We start from the raw sequence: 19,804 nt of genomic DNA on the forward strand, positions 1-19,804 counted from the left end.
GCTTTCCGTCGACACCGCCTACCCTGGAGGAGCGGATGCCGCGGGGCTGCAGCATCCGTTCGCGATCCACCCGAAGGAGCCACCGTGACCGAGACCCTCCGCTGTGCCATCGTGGGCACGGGAGCGATCGCCCACTCGCACATCCGAGCCATCGCCGCCTACCCGCACGCCGAGCTGGTCGCGGTCACCGACCTCAGCCGCGCCTCGGCCGATGCGTTCGCCGCGACGTACGGCGCGCCCGCCGTCTACGACGACCTCGAGGCGCTGCTCGCCGCCGAGCACCCCGACGTCGTCCACATCTGCACTCCCCCGGGCGCCCACACCGCGCAGACCCTCGCGGCGTTCGCGGCCGGCGCGCACGTGGTGGTCGAGAAGCCCCCGGCACCGTCTCTCGACGAGCTCGAGCAGATGACGGATGCCGCGGCCGCCGCCGGCCGGCAGCTCGCGGTGGTCTTCCAGCAGCGCACGGGAACCGCGCCCGCCCACGTCAAGCGCCTTCTCGATTCCGGCGCGCTCGGGCGGCCCCTCGTCGCCCAGTGCCAGACGCTCTGGTACCGCGACGCCGCGTACTTCGCGGTGCCGTGGCGCGGGAAGTGGGAGACGGAGGGCGGCGGGACGACGCTCGGCCACGCCATCCACCAGCTCGACCTCCTGGCGTTCCTGCTGGGCGACTGGACGCGCGTCGAGGGGCGGCTCTGGCGACTCGACCGCGAGACGCAGACCGAGGACGTGTCGACGGCGACCGTGGTGTTCGAGGGCGGCGCCGTCGCACAGGTCGTGTCGAGCACGCTGTCGCCGCGCGAGACGAGCACGATCCGGATCGACACCGAGAAGGCGACGATCACCGTCGACCACCTGTACGGCCACGGCCACGAGAACTGGCGCATCACGCCGGCTCCCCACGTCGACGCCGCCGAGGCCGCGACCTGGGAGATCAGCGGGCCCGAAGAGCGCAGCGACCACGTGTATCTGCTGCGCGACGTGTTCGACGCGCTCCGTTCGGGCGCACCCCTGCCGCCGACGGCCGAGGCGCCGGCGCGTTCGATCGAGCTCGTCGCCGCGATCTATGCGTCGGCCGACGCCGACGGCGCCGTGGTGACCCCCGCCGACCTCGCCGCGCACCCGACGCACCGCAAGAGCTTCGCGAGCACCGTCATCGACCTGCGACCGGCCCGATGACGGTCGACGCCTCACTCGACCCCGACGCCGCAGCACCCCGCGAGATCTACCGCGATCCCGTCTACGACGGCGCGACCGATCCCACCGTGGTGCGGGACGCCGACGGCTGGTGGATGTTCTACACCCAGCGCCGCGCCACGCACCCGCATCCCGGCGACGGCGTCGCGTGGGTGCACGGCTCGCGCATCGGGGTCGCCCGCAGCGAGGACGGCCTGCGCTGGAGCTACGCCGGGACGCTGGAACCGGATGCCGCGGGCCTCCGCCTGGCGGACGGGCCGCCGCCCGCGGCGGTCGGCGAGACGCATTGGGCGCCCGAGATCATCCACGACGGCACGCGCTGGCGCATGTACCTCACGGAGATCGACGGCGTGCCGACCCGATGGGAGGGGCACGCCCGCCGGATCGTCGAGTACGTCTCGGACGACCTGCGCACCTGGAGCCGCCGGGGCGTCATCGCGCTCGCGAGCGACCGCGTGATCGACGCCGCCGTCACCCGGTGCCCCGACGGCCTGTGGCGCCTCTGGTACAAGGACGAGGCCGCCGATTCGACGACCGCGGTCGCGGTGTCGGACGACCTCGACTCGTGGCGGCTCGACGGCACCGCCGTCGGCGGGCGCCCGCACGAGGGCCCGTTCGTCTTCGCGCTCGACGGCACGTGGTTCCTCCTCACGGACGAGTGGCGCGGCATGGCCGTGCACCGGAGTGCCGACGCCGTCACGTGGGAGCGGCAGGGCGGGACGGATGCCGTCATCCTGGGCGAGAGCACCCCTCCGCGGGACGGCATCCAGATCGGACGGCACGGCTCGGTGGTGGTCCTGGGCGACGAGGCACGGCTCTACTTCTTCACCCACCCCTGGTGGGACGGCAGCGAGCTCGCGGACACCGAGGAGCGCAGCCATCGCCGCAGCGCCGTCCACGTCGCCCGCCTGCGCGTGGTAGACGGCGAGCTGGTCGCCGAGCGCTGACCCGAGGCATCCCTCCCCCGCCCTTCCGCTCACCCTCCTTCAACAGGTCAACCGGGGTTCCGCACGATGCGGGAGAGCGAATCTCTCCTGCAGAAGGCCGGTTGACCTGTCGGAACCGGGCGGCGGCGGCGCGTCGAGGGCTGGGACCGAGCACAGTCCGTCATCACCGCAAGATCACTGCTGTTACTGAATCGTTTAAAAAACTCGCGCGAACGCCTTGCGAAACGTTTTTAGACCGAGTACCGTAGCGGGCAAGCGCTTTCCAGCATCGCAGGACCTGCACCACAGAGCGCCCCACACCGCATACACAGACGACGAACGTCTCACGCGGAACAGCGAACGCAGACGTTCACAAGGAGGACAAGGATGTTCAGCAAGAAGCGGGCACTCGCCGTCGCCGCCCTCGCGGCCGGCGCCGCCCTCGTGCTGGCCGGCTGCGCCGGCGGCAGCGACGAGACCCCCGACGCCGCACCCACATTCGACCCGAACGACAAGGTCACCCTCGACCTCGCGTTCTGGGGCAACGACGTCCGCGCCGGGCTCTACAACGAGGCCATCGCGGCGTTCAACGAGGAGTACCCGAACATCACGGTGAACTCCACGTTCCTCACGTTCCCCGAGTTCTGGGAGAAGCGTCAGACCGAGGCCGCCGGCGGCAACCTCCCCGACGTCATGCAGTTCGACTACTCGTACCTGCGCCAGTACTCAGAGAACGGCCTGCTGCTCGACCTCGACCCGTACCTCGGCAACATCATCGAGACCGACCCGCTGCCCGAGAACATCCTCAACATCGGCGTCGTCGACGACACCACCTACGGCATCACGACCTCCACCAACGCGTGGGGCCTGTTCACCAACCCGGTCCTGCTCGAGAAGGCCGGCGTCGAAGAGTTCGAAGGCGGCAGCTGGGACGACTACACCGACTGGATGGGCGAGGTCACCGACGGCTCCGGCGGCGAGTTCTGGGGCGGCGGCGACTTCACCGGCCGCATCCAGAACTTCGAGCTGCAGCTGCGCGCGGAGGGCAAGAACCTCTTCAACGAGGACGGCACGCCCGGCTTCGACGAGGAGCGCCTCACCGAGTTCTGGGAGTCCGGCGCACCGATCCGCGAGGACGGAATCGGCATCCCGCAGCAGCGCGTGGAAGAGGTCGCCCCGAAGGGAGCCTTCGACAGCGCGCTGACGGCGAGCGAGCTCACCTGGGACAACTTCGGCGCGGGCTACCTCGCCGGTCTCGGCGAGGGCTACACCGAGCTCGGCCTCATCGCTCCCCCGGTGACCAAGGAAGGCGCGAAGGACCTGTACCTGAAGCCGTCGATGCTCCACACGATCTCGGCCAACACCGAGCACCCCGAGGCGGCGGCGACGCTCGTCAACTTCCTCGTGAACTCGCCCCAGTCGGGTGAGATCTTCGGCACCAACCGTGGCCTGCCGGCCTCGGAGACCGCCCTTGAGGCGGCCGAGCTCGACCCGCTGAGCCAGCAGGTCAAGGACTACGAGGCGTCGATCGCCGACCGTCTCGGCGACGCCCCGCCGGTTCCGATCGTCGGCTACGGCACGCTCGAGGAGAAGTTCCGCCAGCTGGGTACCGAGCTCAACTTCGGCACCGTCACGGTCGATGACGCGGTCTCGCAGTTCTTCGCCGAGATGGACGTCGTCCTCAACCAGTGACAGCTTCCGGGTCCGGGCGTACGATGCGCCCGGGCCCGGAAAACCACTACTCCACAACCCGTATCGGAGAGTCTCGTGAGCACCACAGCGACCAGAGTCATTGTGACCGGTGAGAAGTCCTCACGCCGGTCCCTGTTCCGCCGGAGCAGCCCTGAGCATGTGAACCGGCCGGGTCAGCGCCAGCGCGTCGTGAAGGAGACGCTGGCCGGGTACGGGTTCCTCGTTCCGTGGCTGGTCGGGTTCTTCGGCCTCACGCTGATCCCGATGGCGTACTCGCTGTACCTGTCGTTCACGAAGTACAACATCTTCGCGCCGCCGAAGTGGATCGGCTTCGACAACTACGTCCGGATGTTCACGAACGACCCGGCGTTCATGCAGTCCGCCCAGATCACGATGATCTACGTGCTGGTCGGCACCCCCATCACGCTGGCCGCCGCGCTCGGCGTGGCGATGCTCCTGAACTACCGCGACAAGGGCGCCGGATTCTTCCGCTCGGCCTTCTACGCCCCTTCCCTCATCGGCGGCTCGGTGTCGGTCGCGATCGTATGGCGCGCCATGTTCGCCTCCGACGGCCCCGTCGACAACGCCCTCTCCGCCATCGGCATCGACCTGGGCGGCTGGATCGGCAACCCCGCGCTGGTGCTGCCGGCGATGATCCTCCTCGCGATCTGGATGTTCGGCGCCACCATGGTGATCTTCCTCGCCGGCCTCAAGCAGATCCCCAAGGAGCTGTACGAGGCCGCCGAGATGGACGGCGCCGGCCCCTGGCACCGCTTCCGGGCGGTCACCCTGCCCATGCTCTCGCCGGTCATCTTCTTCAACCTGCTGCTCGGCCTGATCGGCGCGTTCCAGGTGTTCGCCTCGGCCTACATCATCTCCAACGGCACCGGCGGCCCCGCCGGCATGACGAACTTCATCACCCTCTACCTCTACAAGCGCGGCTTCTCGGACGGCCAGATGGGCTACGCCGCCGCCATCGCCTGGGTGCTGCTGATCGTCGTCGCCATCATCGCCTTCATCCTTTTCCGCACCCAGCGCAGCTGGGTCCACTACGCCGGAGACAACCGATGAGCACCACAAGCTTCGGCGAGCCCGCCATCGCCACCCTCGAGAACCAGGTCGACGCCACCCCGCAGCAGCCGCGCCGCAAGGTCAAGCGCGGCACGTGGCAGACCGTGATCTGGTTCGTCGTGCTGATCGCGGTCACCGCGGTCGTGCTCTACCCGCTGGTGTGGCTGCTGTTCTCCACGTTCAAGCCCAACAGCGAGTTCGGCTCCAACATGGGCCTGCTGCCCGAGAACCCCACCATCGCCAACTACGCGAAGGTGATGGAGGGCATCGCGGGCGTGCCGATGTGGCGGTTCTTCCTGAACAGCTTCATCATCGCCGCGGGCTCCGTGATCGGCGTGCTGCTGTCGTCGTCGCTGGCCGCCTACGCGTTCGCCCGCATCCAGTTCAAGGGCCTCGGCATCCTGTTCGCCGCGATGATCGGCACGCTGCTGCTGCCGTTCCACGTCGTGATCATCCCGCAGTACATCATCTTCCAGCGCCTCGACATGATCGACACGTTCTGGCCGCTGCTGCTGCCGAAGTTCCTCGCCACCGAGGCGTTCTTCGTGTTCCTGCTCGTGCAGTTCATCCGTCAGATGCCGCGCGACATGGACGAGGCAGCCCGCATCGACGGCGCCGGGCACATGCGGATCTTCTGGTCGATCATCCTGCCGCTGATCAAGCCGGCGCTGATCACCTGCTCGATCTTCGCGTTCATCTGGGCCTGGAACGACTTCCTCGGCCCCCTGCTCTACCTGACGAGCCCCGAGAACTACCCGCTGCCCATCGCGCTGCGCCTCTACAACGACCAGACCTCGGTCAGCGACTACGGCGCCACCGTCACCGCGTCGTTCATCGCGCTGATCCCCGTCCTGCTCTTCTTCCTCGTGTTCCAGCGCTTCCTCGTCGATGGCGTGGCGACGCAGGGCCTCAAGGGCTGACGGCCCGCCGAGCCACAACGACAAGGACATCCCATGGACCGCCGAGAACTCCGCGCCGCGCGTCGCGCCGACGCGTCCGGCGCCGGACCGACGCTCGAGGAGCGGGCTCCGGCCCGCTACCCGGGCGCCAAGGGAGCCTTCGGCCTGTTCGGCGAGGTGCTGCTGACCGGACTGCTGGTCACCGCGGCAGGCCTGCTCGTCGTGACGCTGCCCGCGGCGCTGGCCGCCGGCATCCGTCATCTGCGTCGCTACGTGAACGCGGAGCAGTCGCACGCGAAGACGTTCTGGCAGGACTGGAAGCGGGCACTGCCCGGCGGCCTGGTCGTCGGCGTCGCCGCGGTGCTCGTCACGTTCGTGCTGACGCTCGACATCTACCTCGCGAACTCCGGCGCCCTCCCCGGCGGCGGCCTCATCTCCCTCGTCGGCTGGGCCGGCCTCGTCGTCGGCGCCGTGGCGCTGCTCGTCGCCGCGGGCGCGTGGACACCCGAGCGCGGCTGGCGGGCGGCGGTGCGCAGCATCCCGTCGTCCCTTGTCGGCGACCCGATCGCCGCGCTCTATCTCGCGGCCGCGGCCGTGCTGGTCGGCGTCATGACCTGGATGCTCGCGCCGCTCATCATCGCCGGACTCGGCTGCGCCGTCTTCGCCGTCGTGGCCCTCCCGGCGCGCCGCGCCCGTCGCTGAACCCACACCTGTCTCGAACGCAAGACCAGCCAGAAGGAGCTGCTCGACGTGCTGTACGGCGCCGACTACAACCCCGACCAGTGGCCCGAGGAGGTGTGGGACGAGGACGTCCGCCTCATGCAGGAGGCCGGCGTCAACATCGTGAGCCTCGGCATCTTCGCGTGGTCGCGCATCCAGCCCGCGGAGGGTGTCTGGGACTTCGCGTGGCTCGACACGGTGATCGAGAAGCTCCACGCCGGCGGCATCGCGGTGAACCTCGCGACCGCGACCGCCTCTCCTCCGCCGTGGGTGAGCAGGAACCACCCCGAGACGCTCCCCGCGAACGAGTCGGGTGCGTCGTACTGGCCGGGCAGCCGTCAGCACTTCGCCCCGTCGTCGCCGACCTACCGGCGACTTGCCGGCGAGCTCGTGCGCCGGCTGGCCGAGCGCTACGTGCACCACCCCGCCGTGGTGATGTGGCACGTCGGCAACGAGTTCGGCTGCCACCTCTGGATGGACTTCTCGGATGCTGCGCGCGACGCGTACCGCGACTGGCTCCACAAGCGCTACGCCACCGTCGACGCGCTCAACGACGCCTGGGGCACGAGCTTCTGGTCGCAGCGCTACGGCTCGTTCGACGAGATCTTCCCGCCACGCCTCGCCCCCTACAGCCACAACCCGTCGTCGATGCTCGACTGGCGACGGTTCACGAGCGACATGCTGCTCGAGTGCTACCTCATGGAGCGCCAGATCCTGCTCGAAGCCGGCGCGACGCAGCCGATCACGACGAACTTCATGGGCCCGTTCAAGCCCGCGGACTACCGCAAGTGGGCCCCGCACATGGACGTCATCGCCGACGACTGCTACCCCGACCCCGCGAACCCGAACCGCGTGCGCGACGCCGCGTTCCAGCGCGACCTCGTCCGCTCGCTCAAGCCCGGCGTGCCATGGCTGCTGTGGGAGCAGGCGACGGATGCCGTCAACTGGCGGCCCGCGAACCCCGGCAAGCGGCCCGGTGCCCTCGCCGCTGAGTCCGCGCAGTCCATCGCCCGCGGCGCCGACGGCATCATGTTCTTCCAGTGGCGGCAGTCCCGCGCCGGCAGCGAGAAGTTCCACTCGGCGATGCTGCCCCACGCCGGCACCGAGACCCGCACGTGGGACGCGGTGACCGAGCTCGGCGCGCGCCTGGCCGCGCTGCCGAAGCTCCCGGCACCGGGCCGCGACGCGCAGGTCGCCCTGGTGTTCGACTGGGAGAACTGGTGGGCCGTCGAAGAGCGCGACCACCCCACCGAGATCGACTACCTCGCGGTCGTGCTCGAGTGGTACGGCGCCTTCCACGCGCGCAACATCCAGGTCGACATCGTCGGTCCCGAGGAGGGGGACCACGGCTACGCCCTCGTGGTCGCGCCGGCACTGTATCTCCTCCGGGACGAGGGCGCCTCGGCGCTCGCCCGCTTCGTCGACGACGGCGGAACGCTCCTCACCGGGCCGTTCACCGACATCGTCGACGCGCACGACCACTTCCGCGACGGCGGCTTCCTGACGCAGCTCGGCCCGGTGCTGGGCCTGCGCTTCGAGGACTTCGGCGCCCTGGCAGGTCAGTCCTCCGGCGGCGCGGGCGTCGGAGCCCTCAGCGCCGACGCCGTCCAGGCAGCGCGCGACGCCGCCGGCCGCGGCGCGGTCACGTTCGACTTCGGCGGGGTGGAGCGATCCGGTCGCCTGGTCGCCGAAGCGGTGCACGCGACCGGCGCAACGGCGGTCGCCACGTTCTCCTCGGGCCTGCAGTCCGGCTCGCCGGCGCTCACGCGCCACCGCTTCGGCTCGGGCGAGGCCTGGTACACCGCGACCCAACCCAGTGCCGACGCGATCGACGCGATCGTCGGTGCCGTGGTCGAGGCATCCGGTGTCCGTCCCGTCGTGGCGGATCTGCCCGCAGGCGTCGAGGCCGCGCGCCGGGGCGACCTGGTCACCCTCATCAACCACGGCGACGCGCGCGTCGAGATCACGATCGACGGGACGGATGCCGAGACCGGCGTCGCCGTCGAGCGCGTCGTGCTCGACGGTCAGGGGGTCGCGTTCGTGTCGGCCCCCGTCGACACCGCGGGTGCCGCCGCGCACTCCGCACACGCCGCCGTCGCCGTCGCCGTCGCCGAATCCTGACCCTTATCAGAACAGAAGACTGGAGAATCTCCATGCCTGCACCTCGCACCCTGCTCGCGGCCGCCGCCCTGACCGCGGGCGCCGCGCTCGTCCTCTCGGGCTGCTCCGGCGGCGACGCGGACGACGCCGCCGCGTTCGACCCCGACGAGAAGGTGACCCTCGATTTCGCCTTCTGGGGCAATGACGACCGCGCGACCCGCTACAACGACCTGATCGCGGCGTTCAACGAGGAGTATCCGAACATCACGATCAACTCGTCGTTCACCGACTTCCCGAGCTTCTGGGAGAAGCGCCAGACGGAGGCTGCGGGCGGTGGCCTTCCTGACGTCTTCCAGTTCTCCGACAGCTACCTGCGCCAGTACGCGGAATCCGGCAACCTGCTCGACCTCGCCGATGTGTCGGACTACATCGACACCACCACGTTCGAGGAATCGCTGCTCGGCACGGGCGCCCTGGACGGCGTGCAGTACTCGCTTCCGACCGGCTACAGCCTGTGGGCGAACTTCGTCAACGACGACCTCGTCGCCGAGGCCGGGGTCGAGGCGCCCGAGGGCGGCACGAGCTTCGCCGACTTCGACGAGTGGATGGCCTCCGTCACCGACGCCACCGGCGGCGCCGTGTACGGCGGCACCGACTACACCCAGCGCATCCAGGTCTTCGAGCTGCAGCTGCGCGCGAACGGCGGCAACCTCTACACCGACGACGGCGAGCTCGGCTTCACCGAGGACGACCTGCGCGAGTTCTGGGAATCCGGCGCCGAGATCCGCGACGGCGTCACCGTGCCGCAGCAGAAGCTCGAGGAGCTCTCGCCGAAGTCCGGCTTCGGCGCCGCCATCACGGCGAGCGAGATGAGCTGGAGCAACTTCCTCGGCGGCTACCTCGCCGACTCGGGCGCGTCCTCGATCTCGCTCGTCGCCCCGCCCACCGCCAAGGAGGGCTCGAAGGACCTGTATCGTCAGGCCGGTCTCCAGGTCGCGATCGCCGCGAACACCGAGCACCCCGAGGCCGCGGCCCTCTTCCTCGACTTCGTGGTGAACAGCCCCGAGGCCGGCGAGATCTTCGGCACCACGCTCGGCTTCCCGGCATCGTCGTCGAAGCTCGAGGGCACGACCCTCGAGGGCGCCGACAAGCAGGTCGCCGACTACATCGAGTCGGCCGCGGACCGCATCGGCGACGCCCCGCCGGTCCCCGTCGTCGGCTACGGCTCGCTCGAGCAGGCCTTCTGGGACGCCGGCAAATCGATCGGCCTCGGCGTGCTCTCGGTCGACGACGCCGTGACCCAGTTCTTCGCCGAGGCGGACGCCATCCTCGGCTGACGCCGGACCGAATGACGGAAACGGATGCCGCGGCACGTGCCTCGTGCCGCGGCATCCGTGTACTCACCCCGGAGGAGCCCCCGTGTCCGATGCATCCGACGAACGCCTGTCGCAGCTGCGCGCCCGCCTCGGCGGCATCGCGTACGGCGGGGACTACAACCCCGAGCAGTGGCCGCGCGAGATCTGGCACGATGACGCACGTCTCATGCAGGCAGCCGGGGTGAATCTCGTGAGCGTCGGCGTGTTCTCATGGTCGGCGCTGGAACCGGCCGACGGCGTCTTCGTCTTCGAATGGCTCGATGAGGTGATCGACGTGCTGTGGGCGCACGACATCGCCGTGAACCTCGCCACCCCCAACGCGTCACCGCCCCCGTGGCTCGTCGAGGATCACCCCGAAGTGCGACTCCGCCGATTCGACGGCACGCGCGTCGGCGTCGGCAGCCGCGCCCATTACTGCTCGTCGTCGCCGGTCTACCGGGACCGCAGTCTGCGCATCGCGCGACTGCTCGCCGAGCGCTACGGCACGCACCCGGCGCTCGCGATGTGGCACCTCGGCAACGAGTACTACGCGAAGTGCTACTGCGAGCTCTGCGACGAGCGGTTCCGCGGCTGGCTGCATGCTCGATACGGGGGGCTCGACGCGCTCAACGACGCGTGGGGCACGATGTTCTGGAGCCAGCGCTACAGCGCGTGGGAACAGGTGCACGTTCCCGGCCCTGTCGAAGGGAAGGTCACGACGAGCCGCGAGCTCGACTTCGCACGCTTCTCGTCGGATCGGCAGCTGGAGCTCATGACGGCGGAGCGCGACGTGATGCGCGAGCTCACGCCGGGCATTCCGGTGACGACGAACTTCATGCAGTACGTCGATCCGAACGACTACCGGGCGTGGGCAGCCGAAGAGGACGTCGTGTCGCTGGACGCCTACCCCGACCCGGCCGATCCCGAGAGCCTGATGAAGGCCGCCCTCCAGTACGATCTGATGCGGTCGCTGCGCGGCGGCCGCCCCTGGTTGCTCCTGGAGCAGTCCGCGAACGCGGTCAGCCAATGGCGCACGAACCTCGTGAAGCAACCCGGCCGGATGCGGCTGGGCTCCTATCAGGCGGTGGCTCGGGGCGCGGACGCGGTGATGTTCTTCCAGTGGCGGGCGTCACGGCAGGGCAACGAGAAGTTCCACTCGGCGATGCTGCCGCACGGCGGGACCGCCACGCGATCGTGGCAGGCGGTCCGCGACCTCGGCTCCGAACTGCCGCGCGTGGCGGCGGTCACCGGCGCACGCACCGACGCACGGGTCGCGGTCGCGTTCGATTGGCCCAACTGGTGGGCCGTCGAGGGGGCCGCGCATCCCTCGAACGCCTTCTCCTACGCCAGGGCTGCGGTCGACCACTACCGCCCTCTGTGGCACGCGAACGTCGCCGTCGACGTCGTGGATCTGGCGGACGACCTCTCGGCGTACGCCATGGTCGTGGTGCCCAATCAGTACCTCATCACCGAGACCCAGCGCGCGTCGCTCACCCGGTTCGTCGAGGCCGGCGGCGTCGCCGTGGTGTCGTTCTTCTCCGGCATCGTCGACGAGTGCGACCGGGTCATCGAGAACGGCTACCCGGGCGGCCTGCGCGCGCTCATCGGCGCGCACGTCCGCGAGTTCTCGCCTCTCGCCGATGGAGCGACCGTGCACGTCGACGGCGTCGCCGGCCCCGAGCTCGACGTCGATTTCACAGCCGGCGCCGATTTCTGGCAGGACGACATCGTGCTCGAGGGCGCGCGGGCACTGGCCGTCTACCGCGACGGGTATCTCGCCGGCGAGCCGGCGATCACCCTGCACGAGAACGGCGCGGGTGCGGTCCTCTACGTCGGCACCCGGCTCGCCCCGGACGCCCAGCAGGCGGTGACGGATGCTGCGCTGCGCCGCGCCGGGATCGCGCCGCGCACGCTCGCGCCCGGCGTCGAGATCGCCGAGCGACGCAACGATCGCGGCGACTTCCTCTTCCTGCTGAACCACTCCGATGACGTCCGCACCGTGACGCTCGACCGCGCGGGGACCGATCTGCTGACGGACCGCACTCTCGACGTCGGCGACACGCTCTCGCTGGAGCCCGCCGGCGTCGCGGTCGTGCACACGACGGTCGCGGCATCCGTCGATTGATCCCGCGCGTGTGACGGTCAGTCGAGGCTGACGGTGACGGCGACCCTCTCGGTGGCAGAGCGCTGGGCGGCGTCGGCGAGGAGCAGTGCCGCCCGGCCGTCGTCGAATGTGGGACTCGCCGACGCACCGTCGCGGACGAGCTCGACGAAGGCGCTCAGCTCGGCCCCGTAGGCCTCGGCGTAGCGCTGCAGGAAGAAGTCCTCGTAGGGCGCGGTGGCCTCGACCCGCTCGGCGGTGGAGAGGCTGACCAGGCTCGTCGAACGGTTCGCGACCTGGAGCGTGCCCAGGGCGCCGAAGGCCTCGAGGCGCTGGTCGTAGCCGACCGCGCTGTGGCGGGAGTTGATGATCGTGACGACCGAGCCCGATGCGGCGCGGAGGGTCACGACGGCGGTGTCGAAGTCGCCGTGCTCGCGCGCGCCCTGGTCGAACGTGGTGGATCCGACCGCACTGACCTCGACGATGTCGGGCAGGAAGAAGCGGGCCATGTCGAAGTCGTGGATGGTCATGTCGCGGAAGATTCCGCCCGACACGGCGACGTATGCGGCGGGAGGGGCGGACGGGTCGCGGCTGATGATCGTCAGCTGCTCCAGAGCCCCGATCTCGCCCGCCGCGACGCGCGCGCGGACCTCGACGAAAGCGGGGTCGAAGCGGCGGTTGAAGCCGAGCGCCACGGGAACGCCGGCTGCGGAGACCTTCGGGCGCAGAGCCTCCACCCGGGCGATGTCGAGGTCGATCGGCTTCTCGCAGAGCACCGGGATGCCGCGGTCCACGGCCTGCTCGATGAGGTCGACGTGCGTCGGCGTCGGCGAGGCGATGAGCACCGCATCCACGTCGTCGGCGGCGAACAGCTCGTCGGCATCCGCCGTGACCCGGCCGCCGAAGCTCTCGGCCACGGACCGCGCGCCGTCGACGAACGGATCCGCGACCCACGACAGCGTCGTGTCGCGGTTCGCGGCGATGTTGGCGGCGTGCACCTGGCCGATGCGGCCGGTGCCGATCAGTCCGAAGCGGAGCGGGGCATGTGTCACTGCGGTTGTCCTTCTCGTCAGGGGTTCGGTACGGAGCCGGTCAGGCCCAGCGGCGCAGGGCGGCGCGGTTGACGCGCTGGTCGTCGCCGCGTGCGGCCCGGAAGGCGTCGATCGCCACGTCGGGGGCGTTCAGGACGTCCTGCTCGACGACCACCCACCCGTCGAAGCCGCGTGCTTCGACGGCATCCATCACGCCGACCAGGTCGAGGTCGCCGCGCCCGAAGGCCACGAATGAGCCCGACGACCACACCTCGGTCATCCCACCGCCGGACGCCAGCACCCTCCGCAGCTCGGCGAGATCGACGTCCTTCAGGTGCAGGTGGTTGATGCGGGCACCCCAGCGGGTCACCGCGTCGAGCGGGTCGCCGTCGGCGATGAGCAGATGCCCGGTGTCGAGCGTGAGGCCGACGTCGACGTGCGCGAGGAACCGGTCGATCTCGTCAGGAGACTCCACGAACGTGCCGGCGTGATGGTGGAAGGTCGGCTCGAAGCCGGCGGCGCGCACGAGGTCGGCCGCGCGCTGGGTGTTCGCGAAGAGCCGCTCCCAGGCCGGGGCGGTGAGCGGGTCGACGTCCTGGCCGCGGCCGGGGCGGGCGCGACGCGCCAAGGAGCCGTCGTCGGCCAGCGTCGGCAGCGGCAGGCGGTTCGGTCCCGCCTCCGCCGCGTCGGAGAAGACGCGCAGTGCGCCGTGCAGCGACGGGAGGGAGGCCTCGAACGCCTCGTCGTCCGAGAACGGCAGCTGCACCCAGCCTCCGGCGAGCTCGAGCCCGAAGCGGGCCAGTCGAGCGCGGAGGTCGGCGTCCCGGCCGAGGAAGCCGACGGGGCCGAGATCGACCCCGCCGTACCCCGCGTCGGCCAGCACCTCGAGCATGTCGTCGGCCGCGACAGTGGCCGCACCCTCAGGGGTCATCTCGAACACCCCGAAGCTCACGGGCGCCCCCGCGACGGTGGCCTTCATCGGGTCTCTCCGGCAATGCTCACGCAGTCCCCCTTCGGGTCAGAGATCGGTGTGGACGAGGCGGGCCGCCGCGTCGACGGCGCCGGCGACATCGCCGTCCGGCGGGTACAGCAGCGCTCGTCCGGCGGTCAGACCGCGCACGCCCGGAAGGGCGAGAGCATCCTCCCACGAGGAGAAGGTCTCGTCGGGGCCGGCGCCCGAGTCGCCGCCGAGCAGGAGGGTGGGGAGGGTCGTCGCCTCCATCACCCGCGCCATGTCGGGCACCACGGGCAGCTTCATCCATGTGTAGGCGCTGCTGACCCCGAGACCCGCGGCGATCGCGAGCGACAGCACCACGGCGTCGGGCGCGAGGTCGTTGACGATGCGGCCGTCGACCCAGCGGCTCATGAACGGCTCGACCATGATCGGCATCCGCGCCTCGGCCGCCGCGGTCACCGCGTGCGCGGTCGCCTCGAGCGTCGACGCCGTGCCGGTGTCGGCGAGGTTCACCCGCAGCAGCACCTTCGCGAAGTCGATCCCCGAGCGCACCATAGACGGCACGTCGTAGCCGGTGAAGCGGTCGTCCATCTCGAACGCCGAGCCGCGCAGCCCGCCGCGGTTCATCGAGCCCACGACGACCTTGTCGTCGAGGAGGCCGAGCATCGCGAGGTCGTCGATGATGTCGGGCGTCCCGAGGACGCCGTCGACGCCGGGGTGGCTCAGTGCCACCGCCAGGCGCTCCAGCAGCAGGTACCTGCTCGCCATCGCGTCGTCGCGGTCGCCCACCGCCAGCGCGCCGCGCGCGGGGTGGTCGGCCGCGACGATGAACAGCCGGCCGTCTCCGCGGACGACATCGCGCCGCACACGGTTCGACAGCGCCTCCCGCACGGCGTCGGGGCGCTCGGCGCGGAGCGTGCGCAGCGTGTCGAAGCCGACGGCGTCGATGACGGCGCTCATTCGCCGGCCCCTTCCGCGTGCAATGTGAGGACGAGCCGGCCCGGGGCGCGTCCGGTCAGGTAGACGCGGCGTCCCGCTGCGGCGTCGCTGGCCCCGAGGAACGCATAGTCCTCGCCGGGGTGGTACCGACCGGCGCCGTCGGCGCGGTAGTCGTCGCCGGCGTCGAACGCGATCGCGGTGGAACCCACACGGTAGCGGCCGGCACCGGAGTCCAGCACCGCGGTGCCGTCCTCACGCTCGGTCACACCCTCGAACACTCCCCCGTCGCGGAACGCGAGCTCGAGCGCCCACGGGCTGTCAGGACCGTCGATCGCGATCGATACGACGGCGCCGTCGACCGTGGGCTCGACGTCGATGACGGTGTGCAGGCTCACGTCATCGGTGGCGCGGTCGCCGAACGACATCGAGCCGTAGAACCGGCCGTCGTCCGTGAGGGCGTACTCCCCCGACGGCGACCGACGGTCGGCGTCGAGCGGCTGGTAGTAGTGGGCCGAGACGGTCTCTGCGAGCCGGTAGCCCGGCGCGCGCTCGCCGGATCGCGGTGTGAACCGGTCCGCGCGGAACGGACCGAGACCGAAGAAGTCGCGCGACAGCCGCACCGACTCGAGCACGACGTCGCCCGCGAACATCCGAAGGAAGGTCGGGTTCGCCGACAGTCCCGACCGCACGCGGCGGAACCGCGCGTAGTCGCTGCCGCCGAAGACCACCAGGCGCCGGTGGGCCGTGGCGTCGACCACGAGCCCGGACTGCTCCCATGCGCGCTGCGGCACCGGGGGCGCAGCATCCGGAAGCTCCTCCCCGATGCGGGGCGCGAGCAGCAGCTCGGTCAGCACCGCGGAGGGATGAGGGATGCCGCCCTCCAGCGCGCGCCCGGCCGCCCAGGCGAAATCGCCACGGTCGAGATCGATCGCGGCGCGGCGGTAGGCCACGAGGTACGGCGCGAGGGGGAACCGATTCAGCTGGTCCTGGCGTCGCGAGTGCACGGTCTCGACCGAATCGTCGGGGTGGATGAGCCCCAGCGTGCTCTCGAGATTGCGGATGACGGCCTCCCGCGCGTCCGCGCGATCGAACACGTCGGCGATCACCGTCAGCGACGGGTTCGACACGTAGGCCGCGTAGTTGGCGCTGCGCTCCGAGTAGACACCGTCGGGCGTGATGTCGATCCCCTCTGCGAGCCACTGCTCCGCGCGATCGCGCAGCGCAGGCGACGGGCGCCGCCGGTGCAGACGGGCGAGGGCCGCCGAGATCTCCCAGCGGTGGTTGGGCGTGTGGACGCCGCCCACGAGGAGCGCGGGCTCGATCGCGTCAGCGATCGCCGTCAGCTCGTCCTCGAGGTCGGCCAGCGCCGCCCGCTCATCGGCCGGCGCCCGCACGATGAGCTCGAGCGCGTCGCACAGATCGTTGACCGTGAAGGAGGAGTCCGGCGGCGAGTCGACGTTGTCGCCCCCGACGAACAGCCCGCCCGGCCCCTGCAGCGCGCGGAGCGCCCGGACGCTCTCACGCGCGGCGGCGATCAGCTCCGGGTCGCCGGCGTGCGCGGAGCGCGGCCACACGTATGCGGCGACGAACAGCCGCGCGCGATCCATGAGGTGCCGGTGCCGCTCGTGAGGCCCGAGGGTCGCCTCCAGCGCGCGGCGCACCTCGTCGGCGACGGCCGCCTGGAGCGCCGTCTCGAATTCGGAGTCCGACACGGGTCAGTCCTTCAGCCCCGAGTTGATGTCGGCGTTCATGATCTGGCGCTGGAAGACGGCGAACAGGATCACCATCGGGACGAGCGAGATCACGGAGGCAGCGAGCAGCACCGACCAGTCCACGTTGTCGGCGCCGACGATCGACCGCAGCGCCACCTGCAGCGTGTAGCGGTCGGGGTCGCGCAGCACGATGAGCGGCCAGATGTAGTCGTTCCAGCGCCACTGGAACGAGAAGATGGCCAGCACGACAGCGATGGGCTTCGCGAGCGGCAGCATGATGCGCCAGAACGCGCCGAACTCCGAGACACCGTCGATGCGCGCGGCCTCGAGCAGTTCGTCCGGGACCGTCTTGAAGTACTGACGGAACATGAAGATGCCGGTCGCGGTGACGATCGACGGCACGATGATGCCCGCGAGGGTGTTGTACATGCCGAGGTCGCGGACCACCGCGAACGAGCTCGGCATGATGACCTCGGTCGGCAGCATCGTCGTGGCGAGGATGCAGATGAAGAAGGCCTTCAGCCACCACGCCTTGTACTTGGCGAACGCGTAGCCGGTCAGCGCGCTGACGAAGACCGTCAGTGCGGTCGTGACGATCGCCACGATCGACGTGTTCAGGAAGTACTGCGCGAAGTTGAAGCGGTTCCAGGCGGTCGAGTAGCCGCTGACCGTCCAGTCCTTCGGGAAGAGCGTCAGCGGAAGGCTGAAGAGCTCAGAGCCGGGCTTGAACGAGCTGAGGATGAACCACGCGACCGGGATCAGGAATCCGAGGGCGAGGATCCACAGCAGCAGCGTGCTCGGAAGGGAGCGCAGCGGCCGGGAGGCACGAGGGCGCGAGCGCTTCGCGGATCGAAGAGTTGTCATGCGAGATCGTTCCTCTTGTCGAAGCGCATCTGGATGAGCGCGATGATGATGAGGATCACCATGAGGACCATGGACGCGGCACTGGCGTAGCCGACGTCGGCACGCTCGAAGCCGGTGCGGTAGATGTACTGCACGATGAACATGTTCGACGTGCCGGGCCCACCGCCGTTGAGCGCCTGCACCATCGCGAACTCCTTCATCGACCCGATCGTGGTGAGGAGGATCACCATGAACGAGGTCGGACGCAGCAGCGGCAGGATGATGCGGCGGAAGCGCTGCCATCCGTTCGCGCCGTCCAGCTGAGCGGCTTCGAGATAGGACTGCGGGATGTTGCGGATCGCGGCGATGAACAGCAGCATGTTGAACGCCGTTCCGCCCCACGTGCTCACGATCAGGATGAGCACCAGCGCGAGGTTGGGGTCCGTCTCCCACTGCAGGCCGTTGCCGCCCATCAGCTCGATGAGGTAGTTCACGAGGCCGAAGTTCTCGCCGAAGAGCCACTTCCAGATCACACCGGCGACGATCGGCGAGATGAGCCACGGCAGGAAGAAGATGATCCGGGCCGCCGACTTGCCCTTGGCGAGCGAGCTCGTCAGCAGCATCGCGATGCCGAGCGCCGCGGCGAAGTGCAGCGGCACCGACAGGATCGTATAGAGGAAGGTGCGGCCGAGCACCGAGTAGAACACCGGGTCCTGGGCGAGCTCGATGTAGTTCTCGGCCCCGATGAAGTCAGGGGTGCCGACACCGCTGTAGTCGGTGAACGAGTACCAGAGCCCGAGCGCGCCCGGCCAGAGGAAGAAGAGCCCGAAGAGCACCACCGCGACCGCGATGAACGACAGCGGCGCCAGGACGAACCTCGTCGAGCTCCGCCGGGAGCGGCGCGCGCGCTTCGCGCGCCGCTCCAGGGTGATGACCGCAGACGTCTCCGCGCTGCGACCATCGACGGACTTGGTGGTGGACATGGTCACTCCAGCGGACCCAGCTGGTCGGTGAACAGGGCGTTGATGTTCTTGATCGTGGTGTCGACGTCCTGCTCGCCGTTCAGGTACTTGACCGTCTCGTCGCGCACCGGGTCGCCGTCGGTCGTCACGTTCTGCGCGCCGTACTGCAGCTCCATCGCCTTGATGTCGCCCACGATGGCCGGCGACGCCGCGATGTCCTGGTTGTAGATGTCGAACGCCTCAGCGTGCGACGCGTAGGTGATGTCCAGCCCGTCGATCGCGGGGATGAACGACGAGGTCTCCGAGAGCTCGGTGTAGTTCTCGGGCTCGTACAGCCACTTGATGAAGTCGTGCGCGGCCTTCTGCTGCGGACCGTCGAAGACGACGACGGATGCGGCGTTGCCGTAGTTCGTCGCGCGCTCCTCGTCCTGCGGCATGTACACCGAGGCCCACTCGAAGTCGGCGATGTTCACGGCGAAGTCGGCGATCTGCCACGACCCCGACAGGTACGAGACGACGTCGCCGCTCTTGAAGAGCGCGTTGCCGTCGGCGTCCGACAGCCACACCGAGCGCGGCATGAACGAGTCGTCGTTCAGGGAGTTGAAGTACTCGAGCGCGACCTTGGTCTGGTCGTTGGTGCTGAACTCACCCGACTTGTCGGGCTGGAAGTAGTCCGAGCCGAACTCGTACAGGAACGCCTTCAGGCGGTGCGAGGACTTGTCCATCACCATGCCGTAGCTGGTGCCCGTCGCGGTCTGCACCTGCTTGACGGCGGCGACGTACTCGTCCCACGTCCAGATGTCGTCCTCGCTGGTGGGGTACGCGACCCCCGCCTCGTCGAACAGCGTCTTGTTGATGAACATGCCGACCGCGGTGATGTCGGACGGGAGGGAGATGACGTTGCCGTCGTCGTCCTTGTCGGACAGCTCGGTGCGGATCTCGCTGCCGTCGGTGATGTCGGAGAGGTCGGTGGCCTCGCTGCGCCACACCGGGTCGACAGCGCCGACGCGGGCGATCGCGGGGAGGTCGTTCGCCTGGGCCGCGTTGCGGAGCTTCGTGGCGAGGTCGTCGTTCGCGATGTCGACGATCTCGACCTTGACGCCCGTCTCCTCCTCGTACTTCTCGGCCATGTGCGCGTAGCCGCCGCCCTGGTTGGCGTCGCCCGAGAGGAAGAACTGGATGGGCTCGTCCGACGGGCCGGCGTCGCCCGAGCCGCTGCACCCGGTGAGGGCGACAGCGGTGACGGCCGCGGCGGCGAAGGCGAGAGTCACCCGCATGCGGGCTGGGATTGAATGCTTCAT

The 19,804-nt window shown here is 69.7% G+C and carries 16 protein-coding genes; 9 read left to right on the plus strand and 7 right to left on the minus strand.

The annotated features are described in order from the left end of the window. Positions 1-84: 84 nt before the first annotated feature. From Q9R33_RS12385 to Q9R33_RS12425, 9 genes are all read left to right on the plus strand, one after another. Positions 85-1,179, plus strand: a complete 1,095-nt coding sequence (locus Q9R33_RS12385; protein ID WP_311293960.1) for a Gfo/Idh/MocA family oxidoreductase — start codon at positions 85-87, stop codon at positions 1,177-1,179. After that, positions 1,176-2,144, plus strand: a complete 969-nt coding sequence (locus Q9R33_RS12390) for a family 43 glycosylhydrolase (RefSeq protein WP_311293961.1) — start codon at positions 1,176-1,178, stop codon at positions 2,142-2,144. Before Q9R33_RS12385 ends, Q9R33_RS12390 begins: the two co-directional genes overlap by 4 nt. 366 nt (positions 2,145-2,510) lie before the next feature. Further along, positions 2,511-3,815, plus strand: coding sequence for an extracellular solute-binding protein (locus tag Q9R33_RS12395; RefSeq protein WP_310250470.1), 1,305 nt, complete (start codon positions 2,511-2,513; stop codon positions 3,813-3,815). 75 nt (positions 3,816-3,890) lie between these two features. After that, positions 3,891-4,886 (plus strand): carbohydrate ABC transporter permease, encoded by a 996-nt coding sequence (locus Q9R33_RS12400; protein ID WP_056371667.1) that lies wholly within the window; start codon positions 3,891-3,893, stop codon positions 4,884-4,886. Then, a complete protein-coding gene (locus Q9R33_RS12405) occupies positions 4,883-5,806 on the plus strand; it encodes a carbohydrate ABC transporter permease (RefSeq protein ID WP_310250473.1) in 924 nt (307 codons plus the stop codon). Before Q9R33_RS12400 ends, Q9R33_RS12405 begins: the two co-directional genes overlap by 4 nt. A 33-nt stretch (positions 5,807-5,839) precedes the next feature. Beyond that, on the plus strand, positions 5,840-6,487 hold the full coding sequence (locus Q9R33_RS12410; RefSeq protein ID WP_311293962.1) for a DUF624 domain-containing protein: 648 nt from the start codon (positions 5,840-5,842) through the stop codon (positions 6,485-6,487). A 48-nt stretch (positions 6,488-6,535) separates the two neighbouring features. Beyond that, positions 6,536-8,626, plus strand: coding sequence for a beta-galactosidase (locus Q9R33_RS12415; RefSeq protein ID WP_311293963.1), 2,091 nt, complete (start codon positions 6,536-6,538; stop codon positions 8,624-8,626). Positions 8,627-8,658: 32 nt separating this feature from the next. Further along, a complete protein-coding gene (locus Q9R33_RS12420) occupies positions 8,659-9,942 on the plus strand; it encodes an ABC transporter substrate-binding protein (protein ID WP_056371675.1) in 1,284 nt (427 codons plus the stop codon). An 82-nt stretch (positions 9,943-10,024) separates the two neighbouring features. Then, the gene (locus tag Q9R33_RS12425; protein ID WP_311293964.1) at positions 10,025-12,085 is read left to right on the plus strand and encodes a beta-galactosidase; all 2,061 of its coding nucleotides are present in this window, start codon (positions 10,025-10,027) and stop codon (positions 12,083-12,085) included. A gap of 17 nt (positions 12,086-12,102) precedes the next feature. Here Q9R33_RS12425 and iolG read toward each other — a convergent pair whose 3' ends face one another. The 7 genes from iolG to Q9R33_RS12460 are packed head-to-tail and all read right to left on the minus strand — an operon-like array spanning position 12,103 to position 19,804. Beyond that, positions 12,103-13,113, minus strand: coding sequence for an inositol 2-dehydrogenase (iolG, locus tag Q9R33_RS12430; protein ID WP_311293965.1), 1,011 nt, complete (start codon positions 13,111-13,113; stop codon positions 12,103-12,105). A gap of 40 nt (positions 13,114-13,153) precedes the next feature. Beyond that, positions 13,154-14,071 (minus strand): sugar phosphate isomerase/epimerase, encoded by a 918-nt coding sequence (locus Q9R33_RS12435; protein WP_311293966.1) that lies wholly within the window; start codon positions 14,069-14,071, stop codon positions 13,154-13,156. A gap of 39 nt (positions 14,072-14,110) precedes the next feature. Further along, the gene (locus Q9R33_RS12440; RefSeq protein WP_311293967.1) at positions 14,111-15,007 is read right to left on the minus strand and encodes a deoxyribose-phosphate aldolase; all 897 of its coding nucleotides are present in this window, start codon (positions 15,005-15,007) and stop codon (positions 14,111-14,113) included. Beyond that, positions 15,004-16,698, minus strand: a complete 1,695-nt coding sequence (locus Q9R33_RS12445; RefSeq protein WP_311293968.1) for a hypothetical protein — start codon at positions 16,696-16,698, stop codon at positions 15,004-15,006. The genes Q9R33_RS12440 and Q9R33_RS12445 overlap by 4 nt, the downstream gene beginning before the upstream one ends. Positions 16,699-16,701: 3 nt before the next feature. Further along, positions 16,702-17,562, minus strand: coding sequence for a carbohydrate ABC transporter permease (locus Q9R33_RS12450; protein WP_056371685.1), 861 nt, complete (start codon positions 17,560-17,562; stop codon positions 16,702-16,704). Further along, on the minus strand, positions 17,559-18,524 hold the full coding sequence (locus tag Q9R33_RS12455; RefSeq protein ID WP_056371687.1) for a carbohydrate ABC transporter permease: 966 nt from the start codon (positions 18,522-18,524) through the stop codon (positions 17,559-17,561). The genes Q9R33_RS12450 and Q9R33_RS12455 overlap by 4 nt, the downstream gene beginning before the upstream one ends. Before the next feature lie 2 nt (positions 18,525-18,526). Beyond that, on the minus strand, positions 18,527-19,804 hold the full coding sequence (locus Q9R33_RS12460; RefSeq protein ID WP_082497184.1) for an ABC transporter substrate-binding protein: 1,278 nt from the start codon (positions 19,802-19,804) through the stop codon (positions 18,527-18,529).

This window comes from Microbacterium sp. PRC9, from assembly GCF_031844125.1.
Lineage (GTDB): Bacteria > Actinomycetota > Actinomycetes > Actinomycetales > Microbacteriaceae > Microbacterium.